Source organism: Micromonospora sp. MW-13, from assembly GCF_003434305.1.
Lineage (GTDB): Bacteria > Actinomycetota > Actinomycetes > Mycobacteriales > Micromonosporaceae > Micromonospora.
The window spans coordinates 61809-82513 of sequence record NZ_QKKX01000011.1 but is presented as its reverse complement, the minus strand read 5'-3'; the positions used below and the strand labels follow the sequence as shown (position 1 = coordinate 82513).

Annotated in this window: 15 protein-coding genes; 12 read left to right on the top strand and 3 right to left on the bottom strand. The window is 73.3% G+C overall.

Annotated elements, in window-relative coordinates:
- Positions 1-17 precede the first annotated feature (17 nt).
- The gene (locus C5N14_RS33940) at positions 18-1223 is read right to left on the bottom strand and encodes a chitosanase (RefSeq protein ID WP_117667165.1); all 1206 of its coding nucleotides are present in this window, start codon (positions 1221-1223) and stop codon (positions 18-20) included.
- A gap of 288 nt (positions 1224-1511) precedes the next feature.
- On the bottom strand, positions 1512-2741 hold the full coding sequence (locus tag C5N14_RS08230; RefSeq protein ID WP_117667163.1) for a CdaR family transcriptional regulator: 1230 nt from the start codon (positions 2739-2741) through the stop codon (positions 1512-1514).
- A 257-nt stretch (positions 2742-2998) separates the two neighbouring features.
- Here C5N14_RS08230 and C5N14_RS08225 point away from each other — a divergent pair, with 257 nt between their 5' ends.
- The 8 genes from C5N14_RS08225 (at position 2999) to C5N14_RS08190 (ending at position 14310) form a co-directional block, all read left to right on the top strand.
- Complete coding sequence (locus C5N14_RS08225; RefSeq protein ID WP_117667161.1) at positions 2999-3916, top strand: dihydrodipicolinate synthase family protein; 918 nt, start codon at positions 2999-3001, stop codon at positions 3914-3916.
- Between the two features lie 177 nt (positions 3917-4093).
- On the top strand, positions 4094-6139 hold the full coding sequence (locus tag C5N14_RS08220) for a M6 family metalloprotease domain-containing protein (protein ID WP_243639307.1): 2046 nt from the start codon (positions 4094-4096) through the stop codon (positions 6137-6139).
- Positions 6140-6227: 88 nt separating this feature from the next.
- Positions 6228-6662 carry a hypothetical protein gene (locus C5N14_RS08215; RefSeq protein ID WP_128763539.1) on the top strand — a complete coding sequence of 145 codons (435 nt, stop codon included), beginning with the start codon at positions 6228-6230 and terminating at the stop codon, positions 6660-6662.
- Positions 6659-7240 carry a TlpA disulfide reductase family protein gene (locus C5N14_RS08210; RefSeq protein ID WP_117667157.1) on the top strand — a complete coding sequence of 194 codons (582 nt, stop codon included), beginning with the start codon at positions 6659-6661 and terminating at the stop codon, positions 7238-7240. The genes C5N14_RS08215 and C5N14_RS08210 overlap by 4 nt, the downstream gene beginning before the upstream one ends.
- A gap of 397 nt (positions 7241-7637) precedes the next feature.
- Positions 7638-8753 (top strand): sugar phosphate isomerase/epimerase, encoded by a 1116-nt coding sequence (locus tag C5N14_RS08205; protein WP_117667155.1) that lies wholly within the window; start codon positions 7638-7640, stop codon positions 8751-8753.
- A 430-nt stretch (positions 8754-9183) separates the two neighbouring features.
- Positions 9184-12402, top strand: coding sequence for a ThuA domain-containing protein (locus C5N14_RS08200; RefSeq protein WP_117667153.1), 3219 nt, complete (start codon positions 9184-9186; stop codon positions 12400-12402).
- A 187-nt stretch (positions 12403-12589) separates the two neighbouring features.
- The gene (locus C5N14_RS08195) at positions 12590-13837 is read left to right on the top strand and encodes a glycosyltransferase family 4 protein (protein WP_128763538.1); all 1248 of its coding nucleotides are present in this window, start codon (positions 12590-12592) and stop codon (positions 13835-13837) included.
- 38 nt (positions 13838-13875) lie between these two features.
- Positions 13876-14310, top strand: a complete 435-nt coding sequence (locus tag C5N14_RS08190; protein ID WP_117667149.1) for a VOC family protein — start codon at positions 13876-13878, stop codon at positions 14308-14310.
- A 171-nt stretch (positions 14311-14481) separates the two neighbouring features.
- Here the strand turns inward: C5N14_RS08190 and C5N14_RS08185 are convergent, their stop codons facing one another.
- Positions 14482-15012, bottom strand: coding sequence for an SRPBCC family protein (locus tag C5N14_RS08185; RefSeq protein WP_117667147.1), 531 nt, complete (start codon positions 15010-15012; stop codon positions 14482-14484).
- Between the two features lie 443 nt (positions 15013-15455).
- Between C5N14_RS08185 and C5N14_RS08180 the strand changes: the two genes are divergently transcribed.
- The 4 genes from C5N14_RS08180 to C5N14_RS08165 are packed head-to-tail and all read left to right on the top strand — an operon-like array spanning position 15456 to position 20667.
- Complete coding sequence (locus C5N14_RS08180) at positions 15456-16958, top strand: O-antigen ligase (RefSeq protein WP_128763537.1); 1503 nt, start codon at positions 15456-15458, stop codon at positions 16956-16958.
- Between the two features lie 26 nt (positions 16959-16984).
- Positions 16985-18115: a Wzz/FepE/Etk N-terminal domain-containing protein gene (locus tag C5N14_RS08175; protein ID WP_165878052.1), complete on the top strand. Its 1131-nt coding sequence runs from the start codon at positions 16985-16987 to the stop codon at positions 18113-18115.
- 9 nt (positions 18116-18124) lie between these two features.
- Positions 18125-19825 carry an oligosaccharide flippase family protein gene (locus tag C5N14_RS08170; protein ID WP_117667141.1) on the top strand — a complete coding sequence of 567 codons (1701 nt, stop codon included), beginning with the start codon at positions 18125-18127 and terminating at the stop codon, positions 19823-19825.
- On the top strand, positions 19822-20667 hold the full coding sequence (locus C5N14_RS08165; RefSeq protein ID WP_165878051.1) for a sulfotransferase: 846 nt from the start codon (positions 19822-19824) through the stop codon (positions 20665-20667). The genes C5N14_RS08170 and C5N14_RS08165 overlap by 4 nt, the downstream gene beginning before the upstream one ends.
- Positions 20668-20705: the final 38 nt, after the last annotated feature.

Here is a 20705-nt window from a genome sequence, read left to right as displayed (position 1 = left end):
CCCCCACGGCTGCCGGGCTACCCGATCCGGTACTGGTCGCCGTAGACGGCGAAGACCAGCGGCGTGTTCAGGTCGAAGTTGCCGTTGTTGAGGAACACCCGCTGGGCGGTGTCGACCCGGGACGTGTCGGAGTGGGCCTCCTCCTTCTTCATCTCGGCGACCCGCTCGTCGAGGAAGGCGTTGAGCCAGGTCCGCTCGTCGCCGCCCTGGGCCGGCGGCTTCGCCCGGGCGAGGGCGCGGCTGCGGATCGCCCGCATGCCCTCGTAGCCGTGCATCACCGCCGCGTCGTAGTAGGCGAACTGGCCGAGCGCCCGCACCCCGTCGGCCTTGCCGTCGCGCACCGACGGGTTGAAGTACACCCGGTCCCGCTCGGACTCCTGGGCGGCCTGGAACGCACCGTCGACGGCGGCCGTCCGCCAGTCGCGGGGGTAGTTCGGGTCGAGGCCCGCGTGCGAGTCGGTGCCGTTGACGCTGCGCAGGGCCGGCAGGTACGGGGCCAGCACGTTGCCCGGCTTGCTGGCCGTGTACGCCTCGACCAACTCCAGCATGTCGCCGGTGCCGGAGCAGAAGCCGATGATGCCGGCGGTGTAGCCCCGCCCGTCGCCGATGTCCTCGATGTAGGAGAACTGGGCCCGCCAGTTCAGCGACGAGTTCTCCGCGGCGGACACGATCTGCATGGCCACGTCCTTCTTCGCCGGGTTGTCGAGGTTCACCCCGGCGGGGGCGGACGGGCTGGGGGTGGTGCCCCCGCCGGGCACCGTCCACCGCTGGTTCGCGCTGCCGGCGCAGGTCCAGATCTGCAACCGGGTGCCGTCGGCCGTGCTCCGGTCCGTGACGTCCAGGCACTTGCCCGAGCCGGCGTTGACGAGGGCGCCGTCGGCCGCGCTCCACCGCTGGGCGCCGGTGCCGTTGCAGTCGTACAGCTGGATCTTGGCGCCGTCGGCGGTCGACGCCGCGGTGACGTCGAGGCACTTGCCGAGCGCGCGGATCGAGCCGTCGGCGTTGCCGACGGTCCAGACCTGGGCGGCGGTGTTGTTGCAGGTGTAGAGCTGGACGGCGGTGCCGTTGGCGGAGCTGGCGGCGGCGACGTCGACGCACTTGCCGCCCAGGCCGGTGATCGGCCCGGCGGTCGCGGCGCTGGCCGACGGCAGGCCGTAGCCGACCGCCGCGGTGGGGATCAACAGGGCCACGGCGAGGTAGGCGGCTGTCCTCTTGGCGGGCATGGCACTCCTAGGGTGGGGGACGGGCGGTGCCGGCGGCGCGTGTCGGGTCAGCCCCGGTCGGCCCCGATGATCCGGGGGGTGCGGTCGTCGGCGGCCTGGGCCACGGTCAGGGCAGGAATGCGTGAATGCGGCGTCGGCCGGGCCTTTTTCGGGTGGTTGTCGAGAGCCCGCGACAATTAGGCAACTCTATTAACAGATAGCAGTACGTCTATCTCATGTCAATCGGCGCGCCCGTGCTGCCACTGCGGACAGCCGCCGCGGTGGGTGGGCGCGGGCGGGCCGACGGCGTCACGCCGGGCGGTAGTGGCCGGTGAGCCGACCGAGCTTCATGGCCAGGTGCAGGCACAGCCGTTCGTTGCCGTCCTTGAGGTCGGTCCCGGCGAGCTGCTCCACCCGTTGCAGCCGGTAGTAGAGGGTGGTCCGGTGCAGCCGGAGCTTCTCGGCGGTCGCGTGCGCGTTGCCCGCCAGGTCGAGGTACGCCTCCAGGGTCTCCAGCAGCACCTGGTGGGCGTCGTCGCGCAGTAGCCGCTCAAGCCCGGGATGGACGCCCGCGACGTCGAGGTGCTGGCTGTCCAGTTGGGACAGCACCCGGTAGATGCCCAGGCCGGCCCAGGAGACCACCCGGCCCAGCGCGGGCAGTTGCGTGCCGACCCGGGCCGCCTGCGCGGCCTCCTGGTAGGATTCGACCGCGCTGGACAGCCCGGCGCGGGGCTGGCCGATCCCGGTCACGGTCCGGTCCACCGAGGCCAGGCCCCGGGTCGCGGTGCCCAGCGCCTCGTCCAGGTGGCCGGCGGACGCCTCCGGCGAGGGCCGGCCGGCGACCCGGTCGCCGCAGACCAGCAGCACCCCGTGGTCGTGCCAGACCAGGTGCAGCGTCTCCCGTACCCCGATCCACCGGCGGGTGGTGACCAGGGCCTGTTCCAGGGCGATCCGGGCCACCTCGTCGGGCTGCCGTCCGCCGGCCGGCACGAGTTGGGCGACGAGCGCGACGGTCGACCCGTCGGCGGCCACCACGCCCTCCTCCAGCAGCGCCCGCGCCGCGTGCTCGCGCGCCTGCCGGCTCTCCACCAGCAGGGTACGGGTGGCCTCGGTCTCCCGCTGCGAGGCCAGCTCACCGAGCAGGTTCTCCCGGTACAGGGCCAGCGACAGGTCGGTGAAGGCGCCGGTCGCGGTGGCGATGTCGGCGTCGGTCATCGAACCGTCCGCGTCGATGAACCAGACGAACCCGAGCAGCAGGTCGTCGTGCCGGATCGGCACGCAGACCCTCGCCAGCAGGTCCAGCTCGGCGCACGCGGGGGTGCGGACCGGCGCGCGTGCCGTGAGCACGCCCATGCCCCGGAACCAGGCGATCACCTCCGGCGTCGTCTGCCGGCGCAGGATCGACATCCGGCGGACGTCGTCCATCGGGCCGTCGTGCTCGCTGTAGGCGACCACCCGCTGCCGCCGGTCCTCGATGAGGGCGGGTCGCCCCACCCGGGCGGCGACGGCGTCGACGATTCGCTGGAGCTCACCGTGCATGTATCTCCCCTGGTTGCGCCGCGTGACAGGGGTCGCGCGACCGCCAGTCCTTACCCTCCGGTGCCGGTGGGTCATCGCGCAAGGTCCACTGTCGAAGTCGCGACAAAAGGACGGGCGGCAACGCGACTGTTCCGGCATCTGTCCGAAGACCGGTGGCGACGGACGTTCCTAAGGTTCCGGTACGGACCGCACCAGCGCCGCCGCGCACAGTGCGGGTGGATTGACGGGCGGTGCCGGCGCGGAGAGGGGATACCCGAGTGGGAGCTGGTAGGCCCTGGCGGGGCGTGCTGGTCGCCATCACCACGCCGTTGCGCGCCGACCTGTCGGTCGACTTCGACCAGCTCCAGGAACACGTCCGCTGGCTCGCCGCCGAGGGGTGCCACGGGGTCGCGCCGTGTGCATCGGTGGGGGAGTACCGGGCCCTCTCCGACGACGAGCGGGCCGCCGTGGTGCGGGCGACGGTGCAGGCCGCGCCGTCCGGCTGCGCGGTGGTGCCCGGCGTCGGCGGCTACGGCAGCCGGCAGGCCCGCCGCTGGGCGGAGCAGGCCGCCGAGGCCGGCGCCCACGGCGTGCTCGCGCCGCCACCCGACGGGCCCGCCGCCCGCGCCGCCGACGTGGTCGCCCACTACCGGGAGGTGGCGGCGGTCGGACTGCCGGTGGTCGCCCACAACGAACCCTACGACTCCCGGCTGGACCTCACGCCGGACCTGCTGGCGACCGTCGCCGAGATCGACGGGATCGTCGCGGTCAAGGAGGTCACCGGCGACGTCCGCAGGCTGCACCGCCTGCGGGACCTCTGCCCGCACGTCGACGTGCTGGTCGGCGCCGACGACGTGGTGCTCGAACTGGTGCTGTGCGGCGCCACGGGATGGGTCGCCACCCTGCCCAACGCGCTGCCCCGCCAGGCCGTGCGGCTGTACGAGCTGTGCGTCGCCCGCGACCTGGGCCGGGCGCTGCCGCTCTACGCCGAGCTGCACCCGATCCTCGGCTGGGCCTCCCGGCCCGAGTCCGTGCAGGCCGTCAAGCTCGCCATGGAGTGCGCCGGGCGGTTCGGCGGCCGGTGCCGCCCACCGCGCGGACCCCTGTCCGGGCCCGCCGCCGACCGGGTGCGCCGGGACGTGCTGCGGGCCCTCGCGGCGACCGCCGAACCGGCTTCCGGGGCCCCCGCTGGCTGATCCGCCGGTGGGCGCCGGTCCTTCAGGTGTCGGAAGTCGCCGGCCCACCTGCCGACATCTGCACGGTGACCGGCACCGTCCCGCCCTCCTAGATTCGCTGCGCGGCCTGCTGACAGGTGTTCCGCGATACCCCCACCGGGACGTCGGCACCGCGTTCCTCCGACGAGAGGTGGTTCCGTGCACCGTGCTACCCCCAACCGAACCCGACTGAGGCGTTCCCTGCTGGCCGCAGCCGTGGTGACCACGCTCGTGGCGACCGGGGCGGCGCAGGCCGCCGCGGCCCCGGCCAACCCGGCCGGCGGCACCGCGCCGTTCCAGGTCCTCGATCCGCAGGCCTGGCAGAACCCGGACACGATGACCTGGAACGACTACAAGGCCGTGCCCGGCAGGAACTGGGCCGACCCGAGCGTGTCGGGCTCGGTCCGCAACTTCAAGATCGCCCTGGTGGCGCTCGACTATCCCGACCAGACGTTCGCGGTCTCCCAGCGGGCCCGCTCGACGGTCTTCGGCAACCCCCAGTCCGTCGCGACCAACATCCCCCGGGCGGACGTGCCGAAGTTCTACCAGGACTTCCTGAACACCCCGAACACCCTCAACAAGGGCCACACCCTGCACGAGTACTGGATGCAGGACTCCAACGGCCGTTACGGCGTCGACCTCGCCGGGTTCGGGCCGTACCAGATGCCGGCGAAGTCCCACCAGTACGGGCTGGACAACAGCTTCAACCCCGGCGCCTGCCCGAGCGGGGACGTGTGCGGCAAGAACATCCGCACCGACGGCCTGGGCGCCTGGCGGGCGGCCGTCGGCGATGAGGTCGCCAACCAGTACGAGCTGGTGTTCATCCTCAGCGCCGGCCAGGACGAGTCGTCGACCTGGCAGGAGTTCGGGCAGATGATCTTCCAGAACAAGGAGGACGTGCCGGACGCCTGGGGCCCGCCGGACCCCAACCTGCCGAACTGGGCGAAGACCCGCTACGTGGACTGGACCTCGTGGAAGGCGGCGGCGACATTGTGGCCGAACGCCGGCGGCGGCTCCTCGACGCAGGGGGAGAGTTCCGGCATGGGCGTCTACGCCCACGAGCTGACCCACTTGCTGGGCATCGGCGACAACTACAACAACCCGTACGGCGAGCCGCTGCGCAGGGCGTACACCGGGATCTGGAGCATGATGTCGCGCGGGTCGTTCAACGGCCCGGGCGGTCCGCACACCCGCTGGCAGATCCCGCCGACCAACGGCGGCTCGATGGGCTCGCTGCACACGGTGCGGGACAAGCTCAAGATCGGCCTGCTCGGCGAGGAGCACGTGCTGCGGCTGTCGCGGGAGTCGCTGGCCTCCTCGGGCCTGGTGGTCGCGCAGGTCACCGCCCGGGCGGTCGACGCCGGCCCGAAGGGTCTGACCGGCGTGAACATCGCGCTGAACAAGGACCTGTCGCCGACGTGCGGCGTCAGCACCGACCCGCTGTGCGACGGTGGCAACTTCAACAACTACACCGTCGAGGTCGTCGACCGGATGGGCGCGGACTCCTTCACCCCGGACAGCGGCGTGCTGCTGAGCAAGACGAAGAACGCCGACAGCGCGCCGTTCCAGTGGGTGGTGGACGCCAACCCGCAGGACATCGACATGATCGACTTCTACCGGCCCGACGGCACCCCGCAGAAGATCACCATGGGTGACTACCGGCAGCTCTCCGACGCGCTGTTCCACGCCGGCGCGGACACCGGCAGCCAGTACGAGTACATCGACGAGGCCAACCGGCTGCACTTCTACATCGTCGACCTCAAGCGGGACTCGGCCGGCTCGCTGTCCTACACCGTGGCGGTGCGCTCGCTGGACGGCACCGGCGGGCCGAGCAGCCGCGGCGTGACGCTGGGCAAGGGCGAGGTGACCAGCGGCGGCAAGCCGACCAACCGCGGGGTGACCTGCTCGTTCGAGCTGACCAACACCGGTTCGTACTCGGCCGGCGGGCAGCAGCACCCGGAGAACGTCAGCGCGTACCTGAAGTCGGACGTCTACCGCCTGTCGGCGGAGGTGGCCGGCCAGGGCTGGCGGACCTGGCTGCCCAACCAGCTCGCCACCGCGCAGTTCGGCAAGTCCACCACGGTCAAGGTGTCGGTGGGTGCCACCGCCGCCGCCGCGGACACCGGTTTCGTGAAGCTCACCGCGACCTCGGAGAGCGACCCGACGAAGACGGTGACCAGGCAGTGCCGGGTCGAGAAGTCCTGACCGGCGCCCGAGGTTGACCCCGTTCCTGCCGGGTCCGCGGCGGCCAGCCGCCGCGGACCCGGCAGGCGGGCGAGAGGAGGAGGACGACGTGCGGCGAAGCACCATGACGCTGCTGCCCCTGCTGCTGGCCGGCGCGACCGGCTGCGGCGCCGTCGGCGCCGCCCAGGAGGCGGTCTCCCCGACGACCGTCCGGGTCCTGGTCCGCGACATCAACATCCGGGCCGCGGGCGTGGACTGCTCCGGCACCGGTCCGTACCTGCACTTCCACAATCGGGCGCCGTTCCGCGTGCTCGACCCGGACGGCGCGGCGCTGGCCAGCGGGCGGCTGCCGGCGGGCACCGCGGTGGCCGCCTTCGCCGAGGACCTGGGGGTCGAGCGGGTGCCCACCTACTGCGAGTTCGCCGTCCCCGTGCGGGTGCCGCAGCGGGCCTCCTACCGGCTGGAGGTGGACGGCCGGCCGGCGCTCGACCTGACGCCGGACAGCAGCGAGGGCCCGGCGCTGGTGGCGGTGGTCCCGGCATGAGGCGGGCGCTCCTGCCGCTGCTGCTGGTGGCGGCGGCGCTGCTGGGCGGGTGCGGCACGCCCCCGCCCGAGCCCGCGCCGGCGCCCGCCGGCGGGGCGGCGACGCTGCCCGGGCCGGTCCCCGCCGACCTGGCGTTGCGCCCGGCGCCCGGCTCCGCCCCGGCCGCTCCGGCGTTCACCGGCGCGCTGACCGACGGCACCCCGCTCGCCGCCGCCGAGCTGTGGGCACAGCGTCCGGTCGTGCTCGTCTTCTTCAGCTCCTGGTGCACCACCTGCGCCAGCCGCCAGGCCGCCCTCAGTGACCTCGCCCGCAGCTATCGGGACCGGGTGGTCTTCGTCGGCGTGGCCGGCGCGGACCAGGCCGACGAGGTCCAGGACTACCTGCGCGCCCACCGGGTGGAGTATCCGGTCGTCCTGGACGACCAGCAGACGATCTGGCGCTCGTACGCGGTGCGGGAGCCGCCGGCCGTCGTGCTGGTGGCCAAGGGCGGCGCGCTGCTGCGCGGCTGGCCGGGCGGCCTGGACGCCCCGGCACTCGACCAGCGGCTGCGGGAACTGGTGCTGGCCGGCCAGCCGTAGTCCCGTCGCAGGCACCTCGGTGCGGCGCCGACCCGGCACCGGTCGGCGTCGCACCGAGGCTTCCCTGTGCCCGGGGCACGGCTGCCCGCACGTCCGAATCTGCCCCCGGGCCCGTGGTCGCCGGGACGGGTGGCCTGCTCAGGGCACCCGTTCGGACGTTCCCCCTACCTGTTGGACAACTTTTGTTCGTACGAACGAAAGTTTCTCCGTTGGAGACCTATCTTTCCCTGTCGGTCAGCGTTAGTGTCCGATTCACGGACGTAACACGGCTGACATTCCCCCTTGACCGGCCAGTTATCGGCGGGCTGTGCGTATCGGCGGCGCAGGCCCCTCACCCTCCCAACAGGATTCGTTCGTCACCGTGGCCCCCCGGGCCGCCCTTGAAAGGTGGAAGATCGTGAACGAGGCATATCGCCGTACGGCTACCGATCCGCAGCAGCGCTCCCAGCTCACCCGTCGCCGGCTGCTCGCCGCCTCGGCCGGGGCCGCCGCCGCCCTCGGCGCGGCCGGCCTGCCCGTGCTCCAGACCGGCACCCCGGTCCGCGCGGACGGCAAGTGGCGGGTCGACCCGCTGATCCCGGAGCGCAACCGGGGCATCATCCTCTACAGCGTCCGGGACCGGATCTCGGCGGCCCCCGACGACAGCGGCGTGCCCTACGGCTTCGAGCGGGTGCTCGCCAGCCTGGCCGCGATGGGCTACAAGGAGATCGAGTTCGCCGGCTACAACCAGCACACCTCGATCCTGGGCGGCCGGCAGATCACCCCGACCGAGATCCGGAAGATCCTCGACGACAACGGCCTCGTGGCCAACGGGACCCACACGTCGATCAACGCGGCGACCTTCCAGCAGCAGCTCGACATCGCCGAGGAACTCGGCATGAAGAACATCGGCACCGGCAGCGACCCGACCAACAGCTCCTACCAGTCCGACTGGGACGCCGCGGCGGACACCTGGAACGAGCTCGGCCGGCAGGCCAAGGAACGTGGCATGCGGCTGTACACCCACAACCACGACGCGGCCTACTCGTTCCTGCTGGACAGCGGCCCGCTGGACGCCAACAACAAGCCGACCCGCTCCTCCGGTATCCGCCGGCTCGAGTACTTCTTCGCCAAGACCGACCCGAAGTACGTCTTCTTCGAGCTGGACATCTACTGGGCCTACGTGGCCCGCTACAAGCACACCAAGTACGTCAACTCGGCCGGCCGGGAGAAGACCGCCCTGTTCGACCCGATCCTGAACGTGGCCCGGCGCACCAAGCGGTTCCCGCTCTTCCACGCCAAGGACGGCAACCGCAACACCACGGTGCCCAACGGGTACGAGATGGTGCCGCTCGGCGAGGGAGACATCAACTTCCAGCAGTTCTTCCAGACCATCGGCGAGTCCGACTTCCACCACGCCAACTGGGAGCAGGACAGCGCCCCCGGCGGCGCCGCCGCCCCGGGCCAGTCGCTCGACTTCGCCCGGCTCAGCTACCAGAACATGTCCGAGCTGACCATCTACCGCAACGACTGACGGCACCGGGGCCGGCCGCGCCGGCCCCCGGCGGGCGCGGTCGCGTCCCGGTACGCGACCGCGCACCCGCCCCGCGCCGCGGGCGGCGCCGGACCACCCGCGTACGCGCACCCGCCGCCGCGGACACCGGCGGTGCCGGCCGGCCGCCATCCGTACCACGACCGGCCCGCACGGGCCGCAGAACCCGCAGGCGGGCCGCCGGCCCCCGCGGGCATCCTCCCCGCAATCCCGTACCCCGGGCGCCGCCGTCACGCCAGCGCCCGGGTGATCGGTCGTCGCAGCGTGCGGCCGACCAGCCGGACGGGCGGTCGGTCGACCCGGGACAGCGGCGTCCCGGCCCCCGCCCGTCGCAGCACCCACCACCACCCTGGCGGATGCGGCATCCCGCCAGGGGGCAGCGCACCTTCCGAGCCCCCCACGGAGGAATCACATGGCAAGACCGTTACACCGATGGCTCGCCCTGGCAGCGGGGCTGGGCCTCGTCCTGCCCCTCACGGCGGTGGCCCCGGCCGCGGCCCACGAGGGGCACGAGCACAACAGCGTCCTGGTGTTCACCAAGACCGCCGGCGAGCGGCGGGCGTCCATCGACAAGGGCGTCAACGCGATCCGGACCCTGGGCAAGGCCAACGACATCACGGTCGACGTCACCGCGAACTCGACCGCCTTCTCCGACGACAACCTCGCCAGCTACGGCGCCGTCATCTTCCTCAACACCACCGGTGACGTGCTCAACAGCGGCCAGGAAGCGGCCTTCGAGCGCTACATCCGCAGCGGTGGCGGGTACGTCGGCGTGCACGCCGCGGCCGAGACCGAGCCGGACTGGACGTTCTACCGCGACGTGGTCGGGACCAAGGTGTCGGGTGCGTCGTCGGTCGGCGCCGCCACCATCGACGTGGCCGACCGGGCCCACCCGGCGAGCAAGCCGCTGGCGCGCCAGTTCAGCCTCGACGAGGAGTGGTACAACTTCACCACCAACGTCCGGGGCAACGCGCACGTGCTGGCCACCGTCGACGAGAAGTCCTTCACCGGCGGCAGCATGGGCTACGACCACCCGATCTCCTGGTGCAAGGAGTACCAGGGCGGCCGGTCGTTCTACACCGGGCTCGGCCACTCGGAGAGCTCGTACGGCAACGGGGCGTTCCGCAAGCACCTGCTCGGCGCCATCCAGTGGGCGGCCGGCCTGGTGCAGGGCGACTGCGGCGCGACGATCAACGCCAACTACGAGAAGGTCATCCTCAACGACGAGCCCGGCGAGCCGATGACGCTGTCGGTGCTGCCCGACGGGCGGGTGCTGCACAACACCCGCAGCGGCGAGATCCGGCTGTACGACCCGGAGACCGGCGCCAGCCCGGTGATCACCACCATCCCGGTGTACCAGCACGACGAGGACGGCCTGCAGTCCGTCACCGTGGGCCCGGACTTCGCCACCGACAAGTGGGTCTACGTCTACTACGCGCCCAAACTGAACACCCCCACCACGGACGCGCCGGTGACCAGCACCGACCCGAGCGTGTGGGACGCCTACAAGGGCTACAACCAGCTCTCCCGGTTCAAGTTCGTCGAGGAGCCGACCCCGCACCTGGACCTGGCCAGCGAGCAGCAGATCCTGCGGGTCGACGTGGACCGCGGCGTCTGCTGCCACGTCGCCGGTGAGGTCAAGTTCGACGGCAAGGGGCTGCTCTACCTGGTCACCGGCGACGACACCAACGCCGGCGGCTCGGACGGCTTCAGCCCGATCAACGAGTCGCCGACCCAGGGCCCCGGCTACGACGCCCAGCGCTCCGCCGGCAACACCAACGACCTGCGGGGCAAGGTGCTGCGGATCAAGGTGAAGGCCGACGGGTCGTACAGCATCCCGGCCGGCAACCTCTTCCCCGAGTCGGCGGACCGCGACGACAAGACCCGCCCGGAGATCTTCCTGATGGGCCTGCGCAACCCGTTCCGCTTCGACGTGGACTCCCGCGGCATGGTCTACCTCGGCGACTATTCGCCGGACTCGCGTACCCCGAGCCCGACCCGCGGCCCGGAGGGCACCGGCCGCTGGCTCGCCACCAACAAGGCCGGCAACTTCGGCTGGCCGTACTGCTACTCGCCGACCCTGCCCTACATCGACTACGACTTCGTCACCAAGCAGTCGAAGGGCGCGTTCAACTGCGCGGCGCCGGTCAACGACTCGCCCCGCAACACGGGCCAGCGGGTCCTTCCGCCGGTGCAGCAGCCCCAGTTCTGGTACACCTTCGACGGCCGCACCACCTGCGCCGAGGGCTACCTGTCCACCCCGCCCGGCACCTGCGACTTCAAGTGGCCGGTGGTCGGCACCGGCGGCGTCGGCCCGATGGGCGGACCGATCTACGACTACGACGCGGAGCTGGCGTCCGACGGCAAGTTCCCGGAGTACTACGACGACGCGGTCGTGTTCGGCGAGTTCAGCCGGGACAAGATCTTCATGATGCGCACCAACGGCAGCGGTGGCCTGCTCGGGGTGGAGCAGTTCCTGCCGGGCTTCGTCTTCGACAACCCGATGGACATGGAGTTCGGCCCGGACGGCAGCCTCTACCTGCTGGAGTACGGCGACGGCTTCTTCCGCGCCAACCCCGACGCCGCGCTGTCGGTGATCCGCTACGTCAAGGGCAAGCGGGCGCCGGTGGCGAAGCTGGAGGTCGGGCCCACCTCGGGCCAGGCGCCGCTGACCGTGCAGTTCTCCAGCGCGGGCTCGTACGACGCCGACCCGGGTGAGTCCATCGCCATCGCCTGGGACTTCGACGGCGACGGCACGACCGACTCGACCGCCCCGGACGCGTCGTACACGTACACCAGCAACGGGGTGTACACCGCCAAGCTGACCGTCACCGACTCCAGCGGCAAGACGGCGGTGCTCACCCGCGAGATCACGGTGGGCAACACCGCGCCCACGGTGAAGGTCACCGCGCCGCTGGCCGGGACGTTCTTCAACTGGGGCGACACCGTGCCCTGGACGGTCACCGTGACCGACCCCGAGGACGGGCCGATCGACTGTAGCCGGGTGACGGTGTCCTTCGTCCTCGGCCACGACAGCCACGGGCACGGCATGAGCGACGCCAACGGCTGCTCCGGCTCGTTCGAGAGCCCGGCAGACGGCGCCGACCACGCCGGTGGCTACCTGTACGGCGCGATCAGCGCCACCTACACCGACCTCGGCGCCAACGGCCAGCCGGCTCTGTCCGGCCTGGACCAGGTGGTCCTGCAGACCCGGCGGCAGCAGGCCGAGTTCGCCCAGGTGCAGCAGGGCGTGTCGGTGGTCACCACCAACGACGCCGGCGGCGGCTCGCACGTGGCCGGCATCGACGCCGGTGACCACATCGCGTTCGACCCGGTCAACCTTGGCGGGGTCGGCTCGGTGACGTTCCGCTACGCCGGTGGCTCGACGGCCACCGCGGGCACGCCGCGCGGCGTGGTCGAGTTGCGGCTCGACTCGCCGACCGGAGCGCTGGTGACCAGCGCGACGTTGAACGCGACCACCGGCACCAGCGTCTGGGCCAGCCAGACCGTCCCGGTCAGCCAGGCGGCCGGGTCGCACAAGCTCTACCTGGTCTTCAAGCCCGTCGCCGGCGGGCCGACGACCGGTCTGTTCAACCTCAACTGGGTGGAGTTCGGCGGCTCGACCGCCTGACCAGGCCCTCAGTCGCCGGGGGGGACGGACACGTTCCGTCCTCCCGGCGACGCACCGGGTACGGGGTGGCCGGACGTGCTGCTCGGGTTGGCTGTCCGGCCCCTGTCCGACGGTCCGCCGATGATCTAGCGTCCCGTGCGTCTGGTGCCTGTTCGCCACCTCGGGCGCAGCGAACCTAGGGGGGACAGTGCCATTTCGTGAGGACGCCGTAGAGGCGACCGACCACTCCCGCCCCGACCGGTCGGAGTCGGGCACGACCCGGCCGCCGGGGTGGCGCCCCCTGCGGGTGGCGATGATCGGGCAGAAGGGCGTGCCCGCCACCTACGGGGGGATCGAGCGGCACGTGGAGGAGATGGCCAGCCGGCTCGCCGCGTTCGGCCACGAGGTGACCGTCTACTGTCGGGACAGCTACGGCGACGTGTCCGTCGAGCAGCACCGGGGCATCCGGCTGCGCCGGGCCCGCACCGTCGCCAGCAAGCACCTCGACGCGATCGTGCACTCGACCACCTCGACCCTGGCGGCCCTGGCCGAACGGCCCGACATCGTGCACTACCACGGGCTCGGCCCGATCCTGACCGCCCCGCTGGCCCGCTACGCCTCCCGGTCGAAGGTGGTGCTCACCGTGCACGGCCTGGACAACCAGCGGGACAAGTGGGGCCGGGCGGCGCGCGCCGTGCTCGGCGCCGCGTACCGGCTCAGCGGGTACGTCCCGGACGCCAGGGTGACCGTGTCGCGCGGCCTGTCGACGCACTACGCGACCAGGTTCGGGCGGCCCGCCCGGTACATCCCCAACGGGGTGGCCGCCCCACGGCACCTGCCGCCCCGGCAGCTCGACAGCCTCGGCCTGCGCCCCGGGGGGTACCTGCTGCTGGTCGGCCGGCTCGTGCCGGAGAAGGCCGCGGACCTGCTCGTCCGGGCGTTCCGGCGGCTGCCCACCGACCTGCGGCTGGTCGTCGTCGGCGGCTCCGCCTTCACCGACGAGTTCGTCGCCCGGCTCCGCCGCGAGGCCGGCGACGACCCGCGCATCGTGTTCACCGGCTTCGTCTACGGCGAGCAGCTCGCCGAGCTGTACTCGCACGCGGCGGCCTTCGTCCAGCCCTCCCGGCTGGAGGGGCTGCCGCTGACGCTGCTGGAGGCCGCCTCGTACGGGCTGCCGGTGGTGGCCAGCGACATCGAACCGCACGTCGAGGTGCTGGAACGCGACGCCCCCGGCCGGCGGTTGTTCCGCGACGGCGACGGCGACGACCTGTTACGGGCGTTGGCCACCGTGACCGCCGACGTGCCGGCGGAGCGGGCCGGCGCCGCGCTGCTGCGCGACCGGGTGCTCGCCGAGTACAACTGGGACGCGGCGGCCCGCGACCTGGAGCGGCTGTACTTCGAGCTGGCCGTCCGGTCGCCCCGCCTGCGCCGCCACCCCGGCCCCCGCCGGGGCTGACGGGCCCGACTGTCGTAGGTGCGCGCTACGGTCCTGCCATGGCAGCCAGGATCGATCTGACGCTCGACTGCGCAGACGCGCAACTCCTCGCCGCGTTCTGGAAGACGGCACTGGGCTACGTCGACGAGCCACCGCCCGCCCCCTTCGCGACCCGCGCGCAGTGGCTCGCGCAGTTCGACCTGCCGGAGGACGACTCCGCCGACGACGGCGCCTGGCTCTGCGACCCCGACGGCATCGGTCCCCGCCTGTCGATCCTCCGCGTCCCCGAGCCCCGGACGGCGAAGAACCGGCTCCACATCGACGTTCGGGTGCCGGGGCACGGCGGCCCCGACGAGCGGTGGGCGCGGATCAGGGCGGAGTCCGAGCGCCTGGTCGAGGCGGGCGGGAGCGTCCTGGCGGAGTTCGACGGCCACCACGTGGTGCTGGCCGACCCGGAGGGCAACGAGTTCTGCGTCGCCGCAGCGGCGGCCTGAGGGGCGCGGCCCGCCGGGCGTGCGGAAGTGGACAGCGCCTCTACTGCTGGATGTCGTTGTGACCGAGGCGACCCGCCCGCCGGCGTCCTGCGCCGCGAGTTCGCCAGCCGTACGTGGCGGGGCCGTCGTCCGCGGGTCTGGTCCGGACGGGCGGCGTGTCGACTCAGGACCCTAGCGGTCGCCCTCCGCGAGCCCCCGGATGCTGCGCAGCGCCGCGGTCATGTTGGTGCGCAGCTCGTCGAGCCGGAAGGCGACCAGATCCTCCTCGCGCTCGGGCATCTGGTCGATGAACAGGCTGATCCCGGAACGGCCGGGGCCGATCCGGGCCGTCTGCCGCAACCGGGTGCCGGTCGTCTCGGGCGCGAGTTCGAAGCACCAGGCCGCCGCCGGCTCGGTGCAGTTGCCGTCGGGGCCGGCGAACCTGCCGTCCACGTCCAGGACGGTCCACCCGAACCGGCGCTGCTCCTCCAGCTCCACGACCTGGCAGACGGTGCGCCACTCACCGATCTGCCGGTGGCGGTTGTAGCCGACGAAGCTCGCCCCGAGCCGGGGGCCGTCCGCGCCGTCGAGCCACTCCACCCGTTGCAGCTCGGGGCTCAGCCGAGCCGGCAGGTGGATGTCGGTCACGAGCTCCCAGACCTGCGGCGGAGCCGCCTCGACGTAGAGCTCACACGCTACGCTCGGGCCGTCGGTGTATCGCACGCTGCCGCCTTCGGTGTAGGGCTGGGCGCCCCGGTCGACCCGTGGTGGACGGGAGGGGGAACCGGGCGCCGCCGTAGGGATGCCGGTCACGCAGCTCGCGGGGGTCGGGGCGGCGGGCGGACCCGAGTCCATCGACGTGCGTGACCAGCTTTCCCACGTTATAGAGGGTTGCGGGACGTCCCGTCAATCCTCGTCGCGGCCACCCGGTGCCGGGCCGGGAACGCGGCGCGCGGCGGCCGGTCGCCGGCCCGTGCCACACAGTGGTCGATCACGACGCCGTCACGTCCCGTGCGACGATCATGGGCCGTGTCGCCGCGGAGGGCCGGACGTTGCGTCGTCCACGGCCGCCGCAACGGCCCATGTCCCCGGTGCGGCGGCAACCGTTAGATTAGGCCGTTCTCCCGGTCCCTCGGCTGTGACCGGCAACGGCACCCTGGAAACGAGTGGTCGGCGAGCGAGTGGACGGACAGCGACACGGCACGGTGCGTGACGCCGGCCTACCCGACGGAGCCCGGCGTCGGCCGGCCGGCGACCCGACCGGGCGCCTGTTGACCGGTGGCGCGGCGCTGCTCTGCGCCGTGGTGGCGGTCGTCGCCGGCCTGGCGATGACCCGCGGCGACCGGGTCGGCGTGGTGCTGCCCCTCGCGGTGGTCGCCGGGCTGGTGGTCGGGGCGCTCGCGCTGACCCGCTTCGCGGCGTACGTGCTGCTGATGCTGGCCGTCCGCTCCTGCGTCGACCTGTTCAAGCTCAGCGGCCCGAGCGCCGGCCGGGCCGACGCCGGCGCCGCCACCCGGACGCTGGACCCGTCGACGATCCTGGCCGTGCTGTTCCTGCTGGCCGCCGGCCTGTGGCTGGCCGCGCAACTGCGCGAGAGGGGCCGGCTGCGCGGCTCCCCGCTCGGCGTGGCGCTGCTGCTGGTCGGCGCGACCTCGCTGGTCAGCGCGCTGGGCGCGGCGCAGCCCGTGCCCAGCGCGCTGGAGGCGCTGCGCATCGGCACCGTGGTGGTGATGTTCGTCGTCCTGGAGCAGTTGATGCCGGACCTGCCGGCGATCCGGCGGTTCCTGCTCGCGGCCTACGCCTCCCTGGCGCTGGCGCTCGGCTACACCGCCGTGCTGTCCCTGCTCGGCGACCCGCCGGCCGAGGTCAAGGGCGACTTCACCCGGATCAGCGGGCCGTTCAGCCAGTCGACCACGTTCGGCCGGTACCTGATGTTCATGGTGATCTTCGGCTTCGGCGTCCACCGGTACCTGGGCCGCCGGCTGCGGGTCGCCCTCGGCGTGCTGCTCGCGGGGTCGCTGCTGTTCCTGCTGCTCACCAACACCCGTAGCGCCATCCTCGGCGCGGCCCTGGGCCTGGTCGTCGTCGCGGTACTGCACCGCAGCCGGCGCCTGCTGGTGGCGCTGTGCCTGGTCGCGGTGGCGGGCGGGGCTTTGCTACCGACGGTCGCCCAGCGCTTCGGGCAGCTCGCCGACAGCACCGCCGTCGGCGGCGGCCCGACCGGCAACACCCTCGCCTGGCGGGTCGACTACTGGTCGGAGATCGTCGCCCTGGCCAACCGGAACCCGGTCACCGGGATCGGGCCCAACATGACCAAGTTCGAGGCCGACGAGGCGAAGAAGCCGCACAACGACTTCCTGCGCGCGTACGTCGAGACCGGTCTGCTCGGCCTGCTCGCCTACCTGGCGATGATGGTCCTCTGCCTGCACGCCGGGTGGGCGGCGCTGCGGCGGGCCCCGCCGGGCACGCTGGGCCGGGGGATCGCGGTAGGTTTCCTCGGCTGCGCGGTCGCCTTCGTGGCGGTCAGCGCGGCCTCCAACGTGATCTCGAACGTGGTCACGCTGTGGTACTTCGCGGCGTTCGCCGCCGCGGCCAACGCGATCGCCCGGGGCGCGGACCGGGCCGTGGCGCCCGACGCGCCGACGGCGCTCGGGCGGGACATCGGATGAGCTACCGGACAGTGGGGAGCGCAAGGGTGGAGATCGTCGACTATCTGCGGGTCGCGCGGCGTCGACTCTGGGTCCTGGTCGGTGTCCCGTTGGTCGCCACGGCGGTGGCCGCGCTGGTCGTCCTGCTCGGCCCCCAGCGCTACACGGCCACCTCGTACGTGGCGGCGCCGGCGCTGGTCGGCGGCGCCGCGGCCCAGCAGTACACCGGCACGCAGGCGGCCAACCAGTTCGCGGCGGCCTTCGCCGCGGCCGTGACCTCCCCGCAGGTGGTCGGCCAGGTGTCGGCGGACACCGGCGTCGCGGCGGGCGACCTGCGCGACGGGCTGAAGGTCGAGCAGGTCGGGGCGAGCAGCCAGCTCACCCTGACCTACACGGCGACCAGCCGGTCCACGGTGGTCCCGGTGCTCACGGCGACCGGGCAGCGCGCCCTGTCCTTCCTGTTCACCAGCCAGGTCAACATCGCCACCGGCGAGGTGCGGGCGGCCACCGACGAGCTGACCGCCGCCACCCGGGCGATCAACGACTGGGAGAAGACGAACAAGGTCAGCCAGCCGGACAAGCTCTACCAGGCGACCCTGCAGGAGATCGCCAGCATGCGGCAGCAGCAGTTGCAGATGCAGGCCGTCGGCAACGGCCGGGGCGCCGACGCCGCGGCCGAGGCGATCTCCGCCGGGCAGAAGCGGCTGGACGGGCTCGGCCCGAAGCTGCCCGACTACCAGGCGCTGCTCGCGCAGCGCGACGGCGCCAGCACCGCGTTGTCCTCCGCCCGCCAGGCCCTCCAGCAGGCCCGGGCCCAGGCCCAGGCCGCCGACCCCGCCCAGGTGACCAGCCTCGGCGAGGTCGAGCCGGTCTCCCGGGGCCGGGCGCTGGCCGGTCTCGTGCTGCCGGTGGCCGGTGCCGGCCTGCTGCTGGCCGTGCTGCTGGTGGCCGTCCTGGAGCAGGTCACCCGCAGCCGCGCGGCGACGACCGGCCGGGCCACGACCACGCGCCGCGCCGCGCCGACCGGCCAGGCCGCGCCGGCGCACCGGGCCGAGGGGACGGGACCGGACGCGGTGAACGGACGGGCGGACGCCGTCGGCCCGGGCGGCGCGACCGGGCGGGCCGGCACGCCCGCGCCCCGGGACGTCAGTTCCGAGCCCGAGCTGCGGCACCGGTAGGCGGGCGGCGTGGCGGCCGAACCGGACCGGCGGACGGTGCGGGTTCCCCCAGCCGGCGCCCGGCGCCCGGCGCCCGGTCCCGCCCCGCAGGGCGAGCCGGAGCCGCAGGGTGCGCCAGCCCCGCAGCCCGGTCCCGCCCCGCGGGGCGAGCCGGAGCCGCAGGGCGACCGGCACGTCCGGGGAATGGCCCGGGGCGGCGGCCTCAACCTGGTCGGCGCCCTGCTCAGCCAGGCCGCGGTCTTCCTGATCATGCTGCTGCTGGCCCGGGTGCTGGGCATCCGCGAGGTCGGCCGGTACGCCCAGTGCTACGCCGTGCTGTCCCTGGCCGGGCTGCTCTCGCTCTCCGGCTTCCGGGCCGGGCTGACCCGGTTCGTGGCGGTGCACCTGGCGGACTCCGACGCGCCGGCGCTACGCGGCACCGTCCGGCTGGGGTTGGCCATCTCCGCCGCCTCGTCGGTCGTCCTCGCCGTCGCGCTGGCGCTCGGGGCCCCCTGGCTGGCCGCCCGGTTGCACGACCCCGGACTGGTCACCGGCCTGCGGCTGGTGGCGCTGACCCTGCCCGCCTCGACGATCTGCGAGGCCGCCCTCGCGGCGACCCGGGGCTGGCGGACCCAGCGCCCGTTCACCTTCATCGGCCAGCTCTACGAGCCGGGCACCCGGCTGCTGCTGACCGCGCTCGCCCTGGCCACCGGCGCGGGCCTGACCGGGGCCTACTGGGCGCTGGTCGGCGCCGGCTGGTCCGCCGCGCTGCTCGCCCTCGTCGCGTTGGGCCGCCTCGTCCGGCGGGTGCCCTCGGCCCGCCCGGTGTACCGCCCCCGCCAGCTCTTCGGCTTCTCCACCGTGAGCTGGGTGTCCTCGCTGTCCTCGACCGGGCTGATCTGGGTCGACACCCTGCTGCTCGGCTTCTTCGCCAACCCGGAGATCGGCGTCTACAACGTGGCCACCCGCCTGGTCACCGTCGCGATCTTCGTGCTCGCGCCGATCAACGCCGCGTTCGGCCCGTACATCGCGCACCTGCACCACCGGGGGGAGCTGGCCGACGTCCGCCGGGTGTACGCGGTGGCCACCGGCTGGGTGGTCCGGTTGTCCATGCCCGCCTTCGTCGCGTTGCTGGTCCTGCCCGGCGACCTGCTGCGGGTCTTCGGCGGCGAGGTCGCCGCCGGCGCGGCGGTGACCGTGGTCCTGGCCCTCGGTCAACTCGTCAACGCGGCGACCGGCCCGTGCGGCACGGTGCTGAACATGTCCGGCCGGGTGGCGGTCAACATGGCCGACAACGTGGCCGCCCTGGTGCTCAACATGCTGCTCAACCTCTGGCTCATCCCGGCGTACGGCATCGTCGGCGCGGCGCTCGCGTGGAGCGTGTCGCTGATCGTGGTCAACGTCGCCCGGGTGCTCCAGGTCCGCGCGTTGGTGGGCGCGCTGCCGTTCACCGTGGGCATGGTCAAGGGGATCGCCGCCGGCGCGGCGGCGCTGCTCGCCGGGCTGCTGGTGCGCTGGCTGCTGCCGGGCTGGCCGTGGCGGCTCGGCGTCGGCCTGCTGACGATCGTGACGGTCTACCTGGCGGTCGTGCTGGCGCTGGGGCTCGGCCGGGAGGACCTGATGGTGCTGCGGGCCCTGGTGCGCCGGCGCGGCCGTGGCGTCCCGAAGCCACCCCCGCCCGGCACGCCCACCGGCGGCACGCCGACCGCCGGCACCGTGGTGGCCCGGTGAGCGCCGGGTCCCGCCGGGTCGCGGTGGACCGGCTGCGCCGGGCGGTACGCGGCACGCGGGCCTGGGCCCGCGCTGCCCGGCCCGGCCCGGTCGGCGCGCTGCCCGACTTCCTCGTCATCGGCGGGCAGCGCTGCGGCACCACGTCGCTGCACCACTATCTCGCCGCGCATCCCGAGGTGCGGGCCGCCACCGGCAAGGAGTTGCAGTTCTTCAGCCTGCACGCCGGACGCGGACAGCGCTGGTACCGGGCCCACTTCCCGCCGGCCGCCCCCGGCCGGCAGAGCTTCGAGGCCAGCCCCTACTACCTGTTCCACCCCGAGGTGCCGGCGCGGGTGGCCGCGCTGCTGCCCGAGGCCCGGTTCGTGGCACTGCTGCGCGACCCCGTCGAGCGGGCCTACTCGCACTACCTGCACACCCGCTCGCTCGGCCGGGAGCCGCTGGCCTTCGCCGACGCGCTCGCCGCCGAGCCGGGACGGCTGGCGGCGGCGCTGCGCCGGGGGCCGGACACCCCGGCGGCCCACCGGGCCCTGCGCGACCACTCGTACGCCGCCCGGGGCCGCTACGCCGAGCAGCTCGACCGGTGGTTCGCCCACGTGCCCCGGGAACGGCTACACGTGGTGCGCAGCGAGGACCTGTACGCCGACCCGGCGGCGACGTACGCCGGCATCCTGCGCTTCCTCGGGCTGGCGCCGTTCACGCCGGACGCCTTCGCCCGGCACACCCGGCGGGCCGAGCGGGGGCCCACCCAGCTCACCGACGAGCTGCGGGCCGACCTGACGGCCCGGTTCGCCCCGCACAACGCCCGCCTCGCCGAGCTGCTCGGCTGGCCGCGCACCTGGTGACGCCGGCCCGCCGTGCCGTGCCCGCCGGTCAGCGGGCC

Bases quoted from the DNA above. Each gene is read 5' to 3' on its own strand.
- C5N14_RS33940 (WP_117667165.1), bottom strand. From the start codon at position 1,223: ATGCCCGCCAAGAGGACAGCCGCCTACCTCGCCGTGGCCCTGTTGATC.
- C5N14_RS08230 (WP_117667163.1), bottom strand. From the start codon at position 2,741: ATGCACGGTGAGCTCCAGCGAATCGTCGACGCCGTCGCCGCCCGGGTG.
- C5N14_RS08210 (WP_117667157.1), top strand. From the start codon at position 6,659: ATGAGGCGGGCGCTCCTGCCGCTGCTGCTGGTGGCGGCGGCGCTGCTG.
- C5N14_RS08200 (WP_117667153.1), top strand. From the start codon at position 9,184: ATGGCAAGACCGTTACACCGATGGCTCGCCCTGGCAGCGGGGCTGGGC.
- C5N14_RS08190 (WP_117667149.1), top strand. From the start codon at position 13,876: ATGGCAGCCAGGATCGATCTGACGCTCGACTGCGCAGACGCGCAACTC.